Annotated in this window: 21 protein-coding genes; all 21 read left to right on the top strand. The window is 34.9% G+C overall.

Annotation, left to right across the window (positions count from 1 at the left end; translation table 11 throughout):
* Nucleotides 1-67: 67 nt before the first annotated feature.
* Entirely contained in the window at nucleotides 68-847 is a 780-nt protein-coding gene (codY, locus tag AN959_RS06265) for a GTP-sensing pleiotropic transcriptional regulator CodY (protein WP_053589985.1), read from the top strand.
* 307 nt (nucleotides 848-1,154) lie between these two features.
* Nucleotides 1,155-1,547: a flagellar basal body rod protein FlgB gene (gene flgB / locus AN959_RS06270; protein WP_053589984.1), complete on the top strand. Its 393-nt coding sequence runs from the start codon at nucleotides 1,155-1,157 to the stop codon at nucleotides 1,545-1,547.
* A 2-nt stretch (nucleotides 1,548-1,549) separates the two neighbouring features.
* Nucleotides 1,550-2,011: a flagellar basal body rod protein FlgC gene (gene flgC / locus AN959_RS06275; protein ID WP_056829266.1), complete on the top strand. Its 462-nt coding sequence runs from the start codon at nucleotides 1,550-1,552 to the stop codon at nucleotides 2,009-2,011.
* Nucleotides 2,012-2,035: 24 nt separating this feature from the next.
* A complete protein-coding gene (gene fliE / locus AN959_RS06280; RefSeq protein ID WP_056829268.1) occupies nucleotides 2,036-2,341 on the top strand; it encodes a flagellar hook-basal body complex protein FliE in 306 nt (101 codons plus the stop codon).
* A gap of 57 nt (nucleotides 2,342-2,398) precedes the next feature.
* Complete coding sequence (fliF, locus tag AN959_RS06285) at nucleotides 2,399-3,988, top strand: flagellar basal-body MS-ring/collar protein FliF (RefSeq protein ID WP_056829270.1); 1,590 nt, start codon at nucleotides 2,399-2,401, stop codon at nucleotides 3,986-3,988.
* A 12-nt stretch (nucleotides 3,989-4,000) separates the two neighbouring features.
* Nucleotides 4,001-5,014 (top strand): flagellar motor switch protein FliG, encoded by a 1,014-nt coding sequence (gene fliG, locus AN959_RS06290; RefSeq protein ID WP_053589980.1) that lies wholly within the window; start codon nucleotides 4,001-4,003, stop codon nucleotides 5,012-5,014.
* Nucleotides 4,998-5,777, top strand: a complete 780-nt coding sequence (gene fliH / locus AN959_RS06295) for a flagellar assembly protein FliH (protein ID WP_172794325.1) — start codon at nucleotides 4,998-5,000, stop codon at nucleotides 5,775-5,777. The genes fliG and fliH overlap by 17 nt, the downstream gene beginning before the upstream one ends.
* Before the next feature lie 5 nt (nucleotides 5,778-5,782).
* The gene (gene fliI / locus AN959_RS06300; RefSeq protein ID WP_056829274.1) at nucleotides 5,783-7,108 is read left to right on the top strand and encodes a flagellar protein export ATPase FliI; all 1,326 of its coding nucleotides are present in this window, start codon (nucleotides 5,783-5,785) and stop codon (nucleotides 7,106-7,108) included.
* A complete protein-coding gene (gene fliJ / locus AN959_RS06305) occupies nucleotides 7,108-7,551 on the top strand; it encodes a flagellar export protein FliJ (protein ID WP_053589977.1) in 444 nt (147 codons plus the stop codon). Before fliI ends, fliJ begins: the two co-directional genes overlap by 1 nt.
* Nucleotides 7,552-7,562: 11 nt before the next feature.
* On the top strand, nucleotides 7,563-8,162 hold the full coding sequence (locus tag AN959_RS06310; RefSeq protein WP_082355221.1) for a MotE family protein: 600 nt from the start codon (nucleotides 7,563-7,565) through the stop codon (nucleotides 8,160-8,162).
* Between the two features lie 31 nt (nucleotides 8,163-8,193).
* Nucleotides 8,194-9,426: a flagellar hook-length control protein FliK gene (locus AN959_RS06315; protein ID WP_056829275.1), complete on the top strand. Its 1,233-nt coding sequence runs from the start codon at nucleotides 8,194-8,196 to the stop codon at nucleotides 9,424-9,426.
* 3 nt (nucleotides 9,427-9,429) lie between these two features.
* The gene (gene flgD, locus AN959_RS06320) at nucleotides 9,430-10,068 is read left to right on the top strand and encodes a flagellar hook assembly protein FlgD (RefSeq protein WP_053589975.1); all 639 of its coding nucleotides are present in this window, start codon (nucleotides 9,430-9,432) and stop codon (nucleotides 10,066-10,068) included.
* A gap of 19 nt (nucleotides 10,069-10,087) precedes the next feature.
* Nucleotides 10,088-10,468 carry a TIGR02530 family flagellar biosynthesis protein gene (locus AN959_RS06325; protein ID WP_053589974.1) on the top strand — a complete coding sequence of 127 codons (381 nt, stop codon included), beginning with the start codon at nucleotides 10,088-10,090 and terminating at the stop codon, nucleotides 10,466-10,468.
* An 83-nt stretch (nucleotides 10,469-10,551) separates the two neighbouring features.
* Nucleotides 10,552-11,478, top strand: a complete 927-nt coding sequence (gene flgG / locus AN959_RS06330; protein WP_056829277.1) for a flagellar basal body rod protein FlgG — start codon at nucleotides 10,552-10,554, stop codon at nucleotides 11,476-11,478.
* A 67-nt stretch (nucleotides 11,479-11,545) separates the two neighbouring features.
* Complete coding sequence (locus AN959_RS06335) at nucleotides 11,546-11,767, top strand: flagellar FlbD family protein (protein ID WP_053592151.1); 222 nt, start codon at nucleotides 11,546-11,548, stop codon at nucleotides 11,765-11,767.
* Nucleotides 11,757-12,188: a flagellar basal body-associated protein FliL gene (gene fliL, locus AN959_RS06340; RefSeq protein ID WP_053589972.1), complete on the top strand. Its 432-nt coding sequence runs from the start codon at nucleotides 11,757-11,759 to the stop codon at nucleotides 12,186-12,188. The genes AN959_RS06335 and fliL overlap by 11 nt, the downstream gene beginning before the upstream one ends.
* Before the next feature lie 30 nt (nucleotides 12,189-12,218).
* Nucleotides 12,219-13,217, top strand: a complete 999-nt coding sequence (gene fliM, locus AN959_RS06345; RefSeq protein ID WP_056829279.1) for a flagellar motor switch protein FliM — start codon at nucleotides 12,219-12,221, stop codon at nucleotides 13,215-13,217.
* Entirely contained in the window at nucleotides 13,210-14,358 is a 1,149-nt protein-coding gene (gene fliY / locus AN959_RS06350) for a flagellar motor switch phosphatase FliY (RefSeq protein ID WP_082460907.1), read from the top strand. Before fliM ends, fliY begins: the two co-directional genes overlap by 8 nt.
* A 19-nt stretch (nucleotides 14,359-14,377) precedes the next feature.
* A complete protein-coding gene (locus AN959_RS06355; protein WP_053589969.1) occupies nucleotides 14,378-14,740 on the top strand; it encodes a response regulator in 363 nt (120 codons plus the stop codon).
* Nucleotides 14,741-14,747: 7 nt separating this feature from the next.
* Nucleotides 14,748-15,422 carry a flagellar biosynthetic protein FliO gene (locus tag AN959_RS06360; protein ID WP_156350738.1) on the top strand — a complete coding sequence of 225 codons (675 nt, stop codon included), beginning with the start codon at nucleotides 14,748-14,750 and terminating at the stop codon, nucleotides 15,420-15,422.
* Nucleotides 15,415-16,080 carry a flagellar type III secretion system pore protein FliP gene (fliP, locus tag AN959_RS06365; protein ID WP_053589967.1) on the top strand — a complete coding sequence of 222 codons (666 nt, stop codon included), beginning with the start codon at nucleotides 15,415-15,417 and terminating at the stop codon, nucleotides 16,078-16,080. The genes AN959_RS06360 and fliP overlap by 8 nt, the downstream gene beginning before the upstream one ends.
* Nucleotide 16,081 lies beyond the last annotated feature (1 nt).

Here is a 16,081-nt window from a genome sequence, read left to right on the forward strand (position 1 = left end):
TTTCAAAAACAATTAAAAACCTTTAGAATATTAAAATAAATATGAAAATTATATTGGAGGATTCACAATGAATTTATTAGACAAAACAAGAAAAATTAACTCTATGCTACAAGCATCTGCAGGTAAACCTGTTAACTTTAAAGAAATGGCATCAACATTAAGTAACGTTATCGAATGTAACGCATTCATAGTTAGCCGTAAAGGTAAACTTCTTGGACACGAAGTACATCAGCAAATTGAAAATGATCGTATGATTAAAATGATGGAAGAACGTCAATTCCCTGAAGAGTATACAAAAAACTTATTTAATGTGAATGAAACATCATCTAATCTAGATGTTTTCAGTAAACATTCAGTATTCCCAGAAGAGAACCGCGAATTGTTTAAAGAGGGCTTGACTACAATCGTGCCAATTATCGGCGGTGGCGAACGTCTTGGAACATTGATCCTTGGTCGTTTGCAACAAGAATTCCATGACGATGATTTAATTCTTGGAGAATATGGTGCAACAGTTGTAGGAATGGAAATTTTACGTGAAAAATCGGAAGAAATTGAAGAAGAAGCTAGAAGTAAAGCTGTAGTACAAATGGCTATCAATTCCTTATCATACAGTGAGTTAGAAGCTATTGAACATATATTTGAAGAGCTTGATGGTAATGAAGGCTTACTAGTTGCTTCTAAAATAGCTGACCGCGTTGGTATTACTCGTTCAGTAATCGTAAATGCTCTACGTAAACTTGAAAGTGCTGGAGTAATCGAGTCTCGTTCACTAGGAATGAAAGGTACGTACATTAAAGTTCTTAATGATAAATTTTTGGCAGAACTAGCTCAACTTAAAATGAAATAAGAATTGAAATTTAAACCTCTTCTACCATTGGTAGAAGAGGTTTTTTTGACATCTTATTGAAATATTTTTGTCAAAGGAATAAATATCCAGTAAATTGAAAATTTCCTCAAAATAGTAAGTACGAATTAGAGAAATTGGATTTTAGTCACAAAAAAGAGAAAAATGGCGAAAAAAAAGGAAAAATGTCCTATGAAAATTCAAAAAAGAGAATAGACACTTTGTTACATTTTCATTACAATTAAATTATTATGATTTTCATAGATAATTATTAAAATTCTTCCGATTTGAAAATAATGAGGTGTAATAATTGAGCATTTTTGGTGGAACGATATCGAATTTAGAACGAGGATTAGACTTTTCCGCTATTAAACAGAAAGCAATAGCGCAAAATATAGCAAATGTCGACACTCCTAATTATAAAGCAAAAAGCGTTAGTTTTGGTGATGTATTTTCGGAAGCAAAGCAATCGACAATATCTGCAAATAGGACGAATGAAAAGCATTTTAATTTTCAAATGAATGTGAGTTCTCCAGGCGTTTATAACTACGCTAATTTCCGATATAACCATAATGGCAATGGAGTCGATATGGATAAAGAACAAGCAAATCTAGCGACAAACCAGATTTATTACAATGCATTGGTTGATCGTGTAAGCGGAAAGTTAAATACATTACAAACAGTTATAAAAGGAGGTAGATAATCATGTCGATTTTTCATGGGATGAATACCACAGCCTCCGCACTGACTGCACAACGTCTTCGTATGGATGTTATTTCATCCAATATGGCTAATGTTGATACAACTCGTGCAAAATTAGTCGATGGTGAATGGCAAGCTTATAGAAGAAAAAGTGTGACTTTTCAACCACTTGAAGGTCAATTCTCTAGTTTCTTAAATGTTGCTATGGGAAAAACAAATAAAGAAACAGTTGGTAACGGAGTAAAAGTTTCAAGTATTAAAGAAGATACGGAAACACCATTTAAACTTGTGTATGATCCAACTCATATTGATGCAAACGCAGAAGGTTATGTAGAAATGCCGAATGTAGACCCATTGAGAGAAATGGTGGATTTAATATCTGCAACTCGTGCTTATGAAGCGAATGTAACAGTGTTCAATGCCAATAAAGCGATGCTTTCAAAAGCTTTAGAGATTGGTAAATAGAAATGAAAGAAGGTTTACTTAAATATGGCAATAGAATCTGTTTCTTTATTTAACCCAGCTCAAATAAATCCAACTTCTTCTACTCCAAAAATTAGTCCATTTGAGGCACAACAGAACTTTGGTGATTTTTTGAAAAGTGCCCTTGAGTCAGTAAATGCTAATCAAAAAGCTTCAGATGTAGTAACTGAGAAGTTAATTCGTGGAGAAAATGTAGAATTGCATGATGTGATGATTGCTTCTCAAAAGGCAAGTATAACTTTGAATGCAACAATGGAAATTCGAAATAAAGTGATCGAAGCGTATCAAGAAATCATGAGAATGCCTGTATAAACCCTCGGTTATATTTAAATATCGAGTAAAAATATTCACCATAGCCGGAGGATAATAATGAATGAACGAATAAAAAAAATCACAAGCGATGTCTCTACATTTTGGAAGAGTCGAACGAAAGTACAAAAAGGAACGATAATTGGAAGCTTGATTGGAGTAATACTAATTGCTGCTATTATCACATTCTTTTCGACAAAAACAGAGTTTGTTCCTTTGTATTCTGATGTAGCACCATCTGAAGTAGGACGTATAAAAGAAACATTGGATGCTCAAGGGGTAGAAAATAAAATAGCTCCTGGTGGAACATCTATATTAGTTCCATCTGATCAGGTTGATTCGTTATTAGTTCAACTTGCAGCTGAAGGCTTCCCTGAATCAGGGATGATTGATTATAGCTTCTTCTCTCAAAATGCTGGATTTGGGATGACTGATAATGAGTTCAATGTTTTAAAATTGGCCTCTACTCAGACAGAACTTGCAAATTTAATTAAAGGCATAAAGGGAGTTAAAGATGCAAAAGTAATGATTTCATTGCCTGAGGAAGGAGTATTTTTATCTCAAAGCAATGATGCAGCTAGCGCATCTATTGTCCTTAATACAGAACCAGGATACCAATTTACAGATGTTCAAATTCAATCTCTTTATAATTTAGTATCTAAATCAGTACCGAATTTATCGACAGAAGATATTGTTATTACAAATCAATACTTCGAATACTTTGATCTTCAAACTGCTAACTCTAATTCAACGGGAGCTAATGTCGGCGACCAAATGGCTATTAAAAAATCAATAGAACGCGATTTACAAAGACAAGTACAAACAATGTTAAGTACTTTAATGGGGCCAGACAAAGTTGTAGTTTCCGTTACAACAGATATTGACTTTCAACAAGAAAAAAGAGAAGAGAACTTAGTGGAACCAGTTGATGAAGAAAATATGGCGGGTATTGAAATAAGTGCACAACGAATTTCAGAAACTTTTACTGGAACTAATCCTACAGCAGGTGGAACACCACAAGGCGAGGATGCTACCGATAATTTTACAAACTATGTAGAGGGTTCTAGTGCAAACGGGGATTACGAAAGAACAGAGGATACGATTAATAATGAGGTAAATCGTATTCGAAAAGAAATTGTAGAAAGTCCTTACAAAATCAGAGATTTAGGAATTCAAGTAATGGTTGAACCACCAACTCCTGATGATATAACTTCTATGCCTGAGGGTGTTCAAGGAGATATTGAACAAATTCTTGCAACGATTGTACGAACTTCCATCGATAAAGATGAAGTTGAACAGCTAACTGAAGAGCAACTACAAGAAAAAATTGTTGTTTCGGTACAACCATTCAATGGAAAAGCAACTACAGTTGCGGCAACAGATTCAATGATTCCTTGGTGGGTTTACGTAATCGGAGGAATACTTTTAGCAGCAATTATTCTACTAATTGTTTTCATTCTTCGTTCACGTAGAAACGAAGAAGAAGAATTAGTCATTCTTGAGGAACAAAGAGAAGAACTAAAAATAGATGATATTAATAAAGAAAAAGAGACAGAATCTACTTTAAGACGTAAACAATTGGAAAAAATGGCGAAGGACAAGCCAGAAGATTTCGCAAAATTATTACGAACATGGATAGCAGAGGATTAATGGAGGACGGCTATGATAAAAAAAGAAAAAGAACTTAGTGGGAAACAAAAAGCCGCGCTCTTATTAATTTCTCTCGGCCCAGAAGTTTCAGCTTCTATTTATAAACATTTAAACGAAGAAGAAATCGAGCGCTTGACATTAGAAATTTCAGGTGTGAAAAAAGTGGAGCCTGAAATTAAAGAAGATATTATAGAAGAGTTTCATAATATTGCACTCGCTCAAGATTATATTTCGCAAGGTGGTATTGGTTACGCAAAAACAGTGTTAGAGAAAGCACTTGGTTCAGATCATGCACAAGCGATTATTAATCGATTAACATCTTCCTTACAAGTACGACCATTTGATTTCGCAAGAAGAGCTGAGCCAACACAATTATTTAATTTTATTCAAAACGAGCATCCACAAACAATTGCGCTAATTTTATCCTACTTAGAAGCTCAACAGGCGGGTATTATTCTTTCTTCCTTACCGCAAGAGGTTCAAGCAGATATTGCCAAGCGAATTGCAACAATGGATTCAACCTCACCGGAGGTTATTAGTGAAATTGAATCTGTACTAGAGCGAAAGTTGTCTTCTACAGTTACACAAGATTATACAGAAACTGGTGGAGTAGATGCAGTAGTAGAAGTATTAAACGGTGTAGACCGAACAACAGAAAAAACAATTTTGGATGCCCTTGAAATTCAAGATCCTGAACTTGCCGAAGAGATCAAGAAGAGAATGTTTGTCTTCGAAGATATTGTTACGCTTGATAATCGCTCCATTCAACGAGTTATACGTGATTGTGAAAATGAAGACTTGCTTCTTTCTATGAAGGTTTCAAGTGAAGAAGTAAAAGATATTATCTTTAGAAATATGTCTACTCGTATGGCTGAATCTTTTAAAGAAGAAATGGAAATTATGGGTCCTGTACGACTAAAAGATGTAGAGGAAGCCCAAACAAGAATTGTTTCTGTCATTAGAAGATTGGAAGACGCTGGTGAAATAATAATTGCTCGTGGTGGAGGAGATGACATTATTGTCTAGGATTTTCCGAAACGTACAAGTGAATGATAATAGTGAAAAAACAAGACCAATTCAAATAAAAAGTCTGCAATTAAGAGAAGAAATAGATATAGATCAACCTCTTTCGCTTGATGTAATTCTGAAAGAAAGAGATCAATTGCTCCATGAAGCGGAAGAACAAATTGCTTCGACAAAAGAAGCATTAGCCCAAGAAATAGAACAAACTAAACAATATGTGGATGAACAATTAAAAACGTGGGAAGAACAAAAAATTGCATATCAGCAAGCTGCTTATGACGAAGGCTTTATGCAAGGGTTAGAAGAAGGTAGAAATAAGGCTATAGCGGATATGCAACAATCTTTATCTATTGCGAATGAAACAATACAAGTAGCACACGAAAACGCAACAAATTATTTACAACAGCAGGAGCAGGTTATTTTAGAACTTGCAATTCGAACTGCAGAGCGAATTATTGGAACGAAGTTAGAAGAAGAGGAAGAACTCTTTTTATCTGTTGTCAAAAGGGGTTTAAAAGAAGTTAGAGAGATGAAAGAAATAAAGCTTTATGTGTCTCCGACATATTTTAAGTTAGTTTCTAATAATCGGGACGAACTTGCATCCATATTCCCAGTCGATGTTCCGTTTATGATTTTTGTTGACGAGGATATGAATGATACAGATTGTTATATTGAAACGAACCATGGAAGAATTGTTGTAAGTATTGATGAACAACTACAAGAATTAAGACTAAAACTAGTAGAAATTCTGGATCGTATGGAGTGAACTTGATGAAAGCAGTTGATTTAATACAACAAATCCCTAATCTTTCAACCTTTAAGAAATATGGACGTGTGAATCGTGTTGTTGGTTTGATGATTGAGTCACAGGGGCCAGAAAGTTCGATAGGTGATGTATGTAAAATTCACATACATTCTTCTAAAAATGGGCATTCAGTAATTTTAGCAGAGGTTGTTGGTTTTAAAGAAGAGGTTGTTGTATTAATGCCTTATACAAATATCCGTGAAATTTCAACTGGTTGTTTAGTAGAAGGAACAAATCGACCGTTAGAGGTGAAAGTTGGACCAGATTTAATTGGAAAAGTCCTCGATTCAATGGGAAACCCAATCGATGGAACAGTATTACCAAAAGGCTTGATGACTGTTGGGACAGAACAAGACCCTCCTAATCCATTAACTAGACCACCAATTGATGAACAAATTGAAGTAGGAGTTAAAGCAATCGATGGCATGCTTACGGTAGGGAAAGGTCAAAGAGTCGGGATATTTGCAGGATCTGGAGTAGGGAAAAGCACATTGCTTGGTATGATTGCAAGAAATACAAATGCAGATTTAAATGTCATAGCTCTTATTGGAGAGCGTGGGCGAGAAGTACGAGAATTTATAGAAAGAGATTTGGGTAAAGAAGGTTTAGAACGATCTATTGTTATCGCCGCTACTTCCGATCAACCTGCTCTGATGCGTATAAAAGGGGCTTTTACAGCTACTGCTATAGCAGAATATTTTCGTGATAAAGGACTTAACGTCATGTTAATGATGGACTCTGTCACACGTGTTGCTATGGCACAGCGTGAGATAGGTTTAGCAGTTGGTGAACCACCTGCTACAAGGGGTTATACCCCATCTGTATTTTCCATCTTACCAAAACTTCTTGAGCGTACAGGTACAAATGAGAATGGGACGATTACAGCCTTTTATACAGTTTTAGTTGATGGTGATGATATGAATGAACCAATTGCTGATACAGTACGAGGGATTCTCGATGGACATATAGTACTCGATCGTTCTCTCGCAAATAAAGGTCAATACCCTGCAATTAACGTTTTAAAAAGCATTAGTCGATTAATGAATCATATATCCGATGAAGAACACAAAAAAGCAGCTGAACGTTTACGTGATTTGTATTTCACCTACAACAAATCAGAAGACCTGATTAATATTGGTGCATATAAACGAGGTACATCCAAAGAAATAGATGAGGCTATACAATATGAACCTTTAATAACTTCTTATTTAAAGCAAGGTTATTTAGACAAAGTGTCGCTAGAGTCTAGTGTGAATGAAATAATTACTTTAGCAAATGGTGGTGTTAAATAATGGTTGCTTATCAGTATAAATTTGCTAAGATATTGACTGTTCGTGAACAAGAAAAATCAGAAACAGAGCTAGCATACAAAGAATCTGTTATCGCTTTTGAAACCGTTGCTACGGAATTATATGATTTGTTGAAAAAGAAAGAAGATACAGTTGATGCTCAAAATAACCAACTTAAGCAAGGATTATCTATTAACCATATTCATCATTTCTCGAACTTTATAGACGGGTTGCAAAAAAGAATAGATAAAGTACAAAAAGAAGTTATGCAAGCACGTTCTAAAATGAACTGGTTTGAAGAGAAACTTTTAGAAAAATCTTTAGAGGTTCGTAAATTTGAAAAGATAAAGGAAAAAGATTACGAACTTTTTCAGCAAGATCAACTTAGACTTGAAACAATCCAATTGGATGAAATTTCATCCTTAAAGTTTCAAAAAAGAGATTAGGTGAGTAGAACATGGCTAATAGAAACAAAAAAACTAAAAACATTGAAAAAGTAGACGATGAAACAAAAGGCATTGGCAAAATAAAAATGTTCTTTTATTGGTTTATCATTCCTTTTCTATTCGCTTTAGCGGTCCTCTTGATAGTTGCTCAAATAGCGAATATAAATGTTTTTGAAAAAGCAAAAGAATTATCAGGTGCTGGTCAACCGGAAACAGTAACAGAGGATGTAAAAACAAACCGTTTAGAGGAAAAAGTCGTTTCTCTACAAGCTGAAATCCAAGAAAAAGAAGTAGAAATAGATAACTTACAATCAGAAATAGATAATTCGGCAAAAAAAAATGAGGATTTATTAGTTGAACAGCAACGTTTGTTGGATGAAATAGAGAATCTACAACGACAACAAACGAGCACTAAACAAGAATACGCTGAAATAGTTTCTACTTTTGAAAAAATGTCTGCGAAATCTGCTGCACCTGTCATTTCTAAAATGAGTGACGCAGAAGCATTAAGAATTTTAAATAGCTTAAAACCAGATACAGTGGCAAAAATTTATGAAAAAATGACACCAGAAGAAGCAGCAAAATATACAGAATTAATGACAAAGCAATAAGAGTGATTTTCAATTGAGAGGAGGTGAAATATTGAATATCGCAGCAGTTGCAAATCTAGGAAATAATATAGTGGTCCAATCAAAAGGTAAAGTACCAGATATGAATACGAATAATCAACTATTTGGTAATGTTTTTGGACAAGTATTATCTAATCAACAAGTTCAGTCACCCCCTATACCTGATGATTCTCAACTAAATCTTGTACAAGAGTTACTTAAAATTTTAGATGTAGATGCATTGGAAGAAGCGGAAAGTCTAATAGGTTCTAAAGACTTGATAGTAAATCCAAAAGAACTGAAAGAATTATTAAGTAAGCTCTTAGGTGAAAATGCGACAACAGATGAAGAGTTATCAGAATCTAACGTATGGGATTTGTTAGCAGGTTTAAATGTACAAGCTAGCCAACTGAAAGATGCAATCGTTCAATCTTTAAATGGACAAGGTCCTGTATCTTCTGTAGAAGCAAGTCAAGCTGTGCAATTGTTGAAGATAATACAACTTATTGGAAAGAAATCTGATTTGACATTAAAACAAGAATCTACTTTATTTGATTTAAATCAATTAGTGAAAGACCTGAAAGATGCTGTATCTAAAGAAGTTAAACTTCCATTGACACTTCCAACTGATATGTCTAACAATAAGGCTGTAAATGCTGCTATGAATAAGCTTTCACTAGATCAAACAATGAAACCAAGTGTTCAACAAGTTGTAATTAAACAAGTAGCAACACCGACCGAAAAAGTAATTGAGACGAGAGAAGTAGTTTCTCCTATACAAGGTCAGTCGTCAATGATAGTACAAACAAAGGTTGAAACTGTTTCAGTAACATTGCCAAATGAAAAACCGGGACAATCAGAGGAATTTCTAAAAGATTTGCAAAAAGTGATGAATCGTGTTCAATTTGGACAAGCAGGTGGAGCAAATAGACTTGTCGTCAAGCTTTATCCTGAACATCTCGGAACAATTCGAATTGAATTAATTCAAAAAGATGGAATGCTTACAGCTAAAATGCTAGCTTCGACTACACTTGGTAAAGATTTGTTAGATTCTCATTCAAATCAGTTAAGGCAAGGGTTAGTTAACCAGAACATTCAAATTGAGAAATTAGAGATAACACAATCTGTACAAGATTCAGCAAGGCAGGAAAGAAATCAATCTTTCCAAGAATCATTTAGACAACAACAAGAACGACAAGAAACTAAAAAGGATGAGAAAGAAGAAATTGCTACTTTCGAAGACTTTTTAAAAGAAGTGGAGGTTTAATATATGGCTGAAATGAATCCGATCACAAGCAGCATGTACTTGCCAAAGGAAAAAGCAACACGTACCACAGGGAATAGTACGCTTGGAAAAGATGAATTTTTGAAAATATTAATGGCCCAATTACAAAACCAGGATCCAACGAATCCAATGAAAGACAACGAATTCATCGCACAAATGGCTCAATTTTCTTCGTTAGAGCAAATGACTAACTTGACGGCAGCATTTGAAAAATATGCATTGGCGCAAGAACAAACCCAAATGATTGAATATACTAATTTCGTTGGGAAGTCTGTGAAATGGCATGAAATAACAGATGAAAAAGGCGAAGATGGTAAACCAATTACAAAAGAAGGTACCGGTACAATTGCTGGAGTTAAGTTTGTTAATGGGGGAGTACAATTCACTCTTGCTGATGGAAAAGTTATTACACCAGGCAATATATCAGAAGTTCTGTCGAATAACTCAAATTCCAATAGTTTAGTAGAAGCAAGTATGTTAATTGGAAAAACAGTAAGCTATATGGACGGGGAAGCAGAAAGCACTGCTCAAGTTGAATCTGTTTCGAAAAAAGATGGAAAGATTGTCTTTAATATCGCTGGAGGTAAATCTATTACCGCAGATCAAATTACAGCAATAAAATAAATTAGAACGGAGATATGCAATGGACAAAATTAATATTAATCGCGTTCCGCTGCAAACTACAATCCGTCAACCACTCACATCTAAACAAGTTACTTCGCCAAAGCAATCGTTTTTGCAACAATTGCACGAGGCTAATGCAAAAATAGAATTGAAAGTAAGTAAACATGCAAATCAACGTTTAGTTGAGAGAAATATTCACATAACAGATGCAGAATGGCAACTGGTGAGTGACAAAGTAACAGAAGCACGCTCAAAAGGTGTGAATGACTCATTAGTATTGATGGACCAAGCAGCATTAATCGTAAGTGCAAAAAATGCAACAGTGATTACTGCCATGAATCGCACGGAAGCGAAAAATCAATTATTCACCAATATCGACGGCACCATTGTGCTGAACTAAATAGATAGCAGGACCTTTAAAAGGATGCTATGTGCAGCTGACTGATAGACGCTAGCACGCAAATCGAAGGGAGAAAAACATACATGATTCGCTCAATGTACTCAGGAATTTCAGGCTTAAAAAACTTTCAAACAAAATTGGATGTTATCGGTAACAACATCTCAAACGTAAACACTTACGGTTTCAAAAAAGGACGCACTGTATTTAAAGATTTGATCTCACAAACAACTTCAGGTGCTTCAGGTGCTTCTGCAAATCGAGGAGGGGTGAATCCGAAACAAGTTGGTTTAGGATCTCAATTAGCATCAATTGATACGATTCATAGTGGTGGATCACTTCAATCAACTGGAAACACGCTTGATTTGGCAATGTCAGGTGATGGATTCTTTATTGTTGCAGATTCTGCTGCAACGCCGACGCCTGGAACAGATGTAGCATTACAAAATTTACAGTACACACGCGCTGGAAATTTTTATATGGATGCAAATGGTTATTTAGTAAATGGTGATGGTAAATATGTCTATGGATTTAGTGAAAATGCAGAAGATATTGATACTACTGGAACAGCAGCTGGTCCTGGAGTAGATCCAGGATACGCTATTAATCCAGATGGAACTATTGGAACTGGTACAATAGGTCCTATTCGTATCCCAACCAATGCAAAGAGTATGTCAATATCTCAAGACGGAACAGTAACATTTGTTGACGCATTTAATGAACTTCAATATGCAGGGAAATTAGTTAATGCAAAATTTCCAAATGCAGGCGGATTAGAGAAATCAGGTAACAACTACTATACACCATCAAGCAACTCTGGAGATCCTTTATTCAGTTTTGCTACACAAAATGGTATTGGGTCAGTCAACTCCGGATTCCTAGAAATGTCTAACGTAGACCTTTCTGAAGAGTTCACAGACATGATCGTAGCGCAACGTGGTTTCCAAGCGAACACTCGTATTATTACAACGTCTGACCAAATTCTAGAAGAACTTGTTAACTTAAAACGATAATTTATTAGAATCTTAGTTGAAAGTAAGGGAGGGTTGGGCCGTTCCTTTAATGGCCCGGCCCTTTATATTGATAAATTTGACTCGTTTAAACGGTAAAGAGTTTTTGTTGAATGCATTATACATAGAGACGGTTGAATCTTTTCCGGATACTACGATAACGCTCACAAATGGTCATAAATATGTTGCGTTAGAATCTAGAGAAGATGTGGCCAAAAAAATCGCTCAATTTTACAAAGAAATACATATTTTATCGAACCCCCATTTAAGAGGTGAAGAACATGAAGAGTAAAAATAAACTTTTAACCATCATGCTAATTATTTTAGTTTGTATTACATTACTTGGTGTTGTAGCATTGCTTTTTATTTCTCAGTTAAACAAACCAGATGAGGAGACAGGGCCAACAATTGATGAAATTGTTGAATCTTCCATAGATATACCAGAAATAACGACAAATTTAGCTGGAAATAAATTTATCCGTATTTCCTTAAAAGTACAAACGGATAGTAAAGAAGCTGCGGAAGAATTAATAAAACGTGATTTTCAAGTAAAAAACATTGTCATTACAGAGCTTTCTGAAATGACACCAGAAGATTTAGAAGGTAAACAAGGTAAAGCAACATTTCAGTCATCATTGAAAACTAAAATAAATGAATTAATGAATGATGGAGAAGTGCAACAAGTTTATATAACTTCTTATATAATTCAGTAATCGTAACTTTTTTGAATGGAGGTGGGCAGATTGGCAGGAGATATATTATCTCAATCCGAAATAGATGCGTTGTTAAGTGCGCTTTCCACAGGAGAAATGACAGCAGATGAAATGAAGAGTGAACAAGAAGCAAGAAAAGTAAGAGTGTATGACTTTAAACGTGCACTTCGATTTTCAAAAGATCAGATTCGTAGCTTAACACGTATCCATGAAAACTTCGCTCGTTTGTTAACAACATTTTTTTCTGCCCAATTAAGAACTTATGTACAAATTTCAGTAGTTTCTGTAGATCAAATTCCGTTTGAAGAATTTATCCGTTCGGTACCTCATATGACATTAATCAATGTTTTTGAAGTGCCTCCTCTTGAAGGAAATATTCTCATGGAGATTAATCCGAATATCGCTTATTCTATGTTAGATTTGTTAATGGGTGGTAAAGGGGAAGCTTATGCAAAAGTAAATAATATGACAGAAATTGAAACGAAAATTATGACAAACTTATTTGAGCGGTCTTTTGATAATCTTCGCGAAGCATGGTCTAATATTGCGGATATTGACCCAATCTTAACAGAGCTCGAAGTAAATCCGCAATTTTTACAAATGATTTCGCCAAACGAAACAGTAGTTGTTATTTCATTCAATACCGAAATTGGAGAAACGAGCGGTATGATTAATATTTGTATACCACATGTGGTTTTAGAACCGATTGTTCCTAACTTATCTGTTCGTTATTGGATGCAAACAAACAAAAAAGAAGTTTCTCCGGAACAATTAAAAGTATTAGAGAAACGAGTAAAATCAGCTGAAATTCCAGTGGTTGCCGAGCTAGGAAGAACAGACATTTCAATTGAAGATTTACTGTTTTTACAACTAGGTGATGTTATTCAGTTGAATTCAAAAATAGAAGATCCACTAATAATTAATGTTGGAGAAATACCGAAATTTACTGCTCAACCTGGTAAACTAAAAAAAAGAATGGCTGTACAAGTCATTGAAACTTTGAAAGGAGGAGAGGATGATGATGAGTGATGATATGCTCTCCCAAGAAGAAATTGAAGCCCTCCTTAGAGGAACGACTTTAGATGAAGGAAAAACTACAAATTCTGAGACTATTAATGTTGAGGATTATTTAGATTCATTTGCTCAAGATACACTTGGTGAAATAGGAAATATTTCTTTTGGTAGCTCAGCAACTGCATTATCTGCACTACTAGGTCAAAAAGTTGATATTACAACACCTAACATTAGTATGATCAATCGTACAAAATTAAAAGAAGAGTTTCCACATCCATATGTTGCAGTCCAAGTTCAGTACACTGCGGGACTTATAGGAATGAACTTACTCGTTATTAAGCAATCCGATGCTGCGATAATTGCAGATTTGATGCTAGGTGGAGATGGTACAAATCCGCAACCGAATATGAGTGAAATTCAATTAAGTGCAGTACAAGAAGCAATGAATCAAATGATGGGTTCAGCGGCAACATCTATGTCTACTGTTTTCAATAAAAAAGTGGATATTTCTCCTCCATCTATAGATTTAATGAACTTAGAAGTAGATGAAGGAACAGAAGCAATTCCTAATGACGATTTACTAATAAAGATTTCCTTCCGTTTAAAAGTAGGAGACTTAATTGATTCAAATATTATGCAATTACTACCTTTAGAATTTGGCTTGAAGTTAGTTAAATCATTGATGGGTGAGGATGAAGAAGACCAGGTTGCTGCTACAATTATGGAAGAAAGAGTAGAAACTACTCCAAGTCCATCAAACCAACAACCATTAAAAGAACAATCTCAGCCGCAAGCGCAAATGCAATTTACGCAACCCCGTCCACAAGCGCCGCAAGTGGAAGTACAACAAGCGCAATTTGCAAGTTTCGATGCACCTAATCTGACTCAAAATGAATCAAGAAATTTAAATTTGCTACTTGATATACCACTTCAAGTAACAGTAGAATTAGGTCGTACAAAAAGAACTGTAAAAGATATTCTGGAACTCACTAGTGGATCTATCATTGAACTAGATAAACTAGCAGGTGAACCTGTTGATATTCTTGTTAATAATAGACATATCGCAAAAGGGGAAGTTGTTGTAATTGATGAGAATTTTGGAGTTCGTATTACAGATATCTTAAGTCAAGCAGAGCGCATTCATAATTTAAGATAACCAATGGAGGAAACAAAATATGTCAAAAAGAATTTTAATAGTCGATGACGCTGCGTTTATGCGTATGATGATCAAAGATATTTTATCAAAAAATGGTTTTGAAGTTGTAGGAGAAGCTGGAGACGGCGTCCAAGCTGTTGAAAAATATGCTGAATTAAAACCAGATTTAGTAACTATGGATATTACAATGCCAGAAATGGACGGAATTGCTGCATTAAAAGAAATAAAAGCGAAAGATCCGAATGCCATTATTATTATGTGCTCAGCAATGGGACAACAAGCGATGGTTATTGATGCAATACAAGCAGGGGCAAAAGATTTTATCGTTAAACCATTCCAAGCGGACCGTGTAATTGAAGCAATTTCAAAAGCAATCGGGTAATAATAGGATGAGGAAATTTACCCTCGTTTTCTGTTTCATTTGTTTACTAGCGTTCTACCCATTAAAAGCAGAAGTTTATGCAGCAACTGATTCTAATGAAAGTATTGAAGAATATTTTAACAAAACTAAAGATGAAAAAGATAAGACACCGGTTGAACAAACCGAAACTCCAGAAGAAATAGAATCCAGTGGTGTTTCCATAACTATTTGGGATTATGTGAAAATGATTTTTGCCTTACTTTTCGTCATTCTTTTGTTATATGGACTATTGCGCTTTGTAAATAGTAGAAATAGAACGTTTCAAACAAACCAACTTGTTCAGAATTTAGGTGGAGTTGGGATTAGTCAAGGTAAGTCAGTACAATTACTTCAAGTAGGTAACTCGTTATTTTTAGTTGGTGTCGGGGAAGATGTTTCATTATTAAAAGAAATAACGGACCCTGAGGAAATAACTAAACTGACGAAAATCTATGAAGAGAAGCAAGAAATCGGAAAGACAGTGCCATTTATAGCAGAGATTTTTAATAACTTAAAAGGCACCATCTCTTCCAAGGCAAATAACAAAGTAAAAAACGATCCTTCATTTAACGAAACGTTCCAAAAAAGATTACAAGAAATCAAAAAAGACCGTAGTGATGTATTAAATGATTGGAAGACAAAGGAGCGAGAAGAAAATGAATGATTTCGTCCAGTTTTTTTCGGACAGTGATCCATCGAATGTCTCCACTTCAATCAAATTAATGCTATTACTAACGGTTTTATCTTTGGCACCAAGTATTTTAATACTCATGACTTCCTTTGCTAGAATCGTTATTATTTTATCATTTGTACGGACGGCGCTTGCTACACAGCAAATGCCTCCCAATCAAGTCATTGTAGGTTTAGCTCTCTTTTTAACTTTTTTCATTATGGCTCCTACATTTCAGGAAGTGAATGAAAAAGCGCTTACTCCTCTTTTTAATGAAGATATTACATTAGAGGAAGCTTACGAGAGTGCTAGTGTTCCATTTAAAGAATTTATGAGTAAACATACGAGACAAAAAGATTTAGAGCTGTTTTTGAGATATACTGAGGCGGAACGACCAGAGTCTATAAATGATATACCTTTAACGATTATGGTTCCTGCTTTTGCATTAAGTGAAATCAAAACGGCATTTCAAATTGGTTTTATGATATTTATACCTTTTCTAGTAATAGATATGATTGTTGCTAGTGTTTTAATGTCAATGGGTATGATGATGCTACCACCAGTAATGATTTCATTACCATTTAAAATATTATTGTTTGTTTTAGTGGATGGTTGGTATTTAGTCATGAAATCCATTTTACAAAGTTTTTAGG

The organism is Psychrobacillus sp. FJAT-21963 (genome assembly GCF_001420585.1).
Lineage (GTDB): Bacteria > Bacillota > Bacilli > Bacillales_A > Planococcaceae > Psychrobacillus.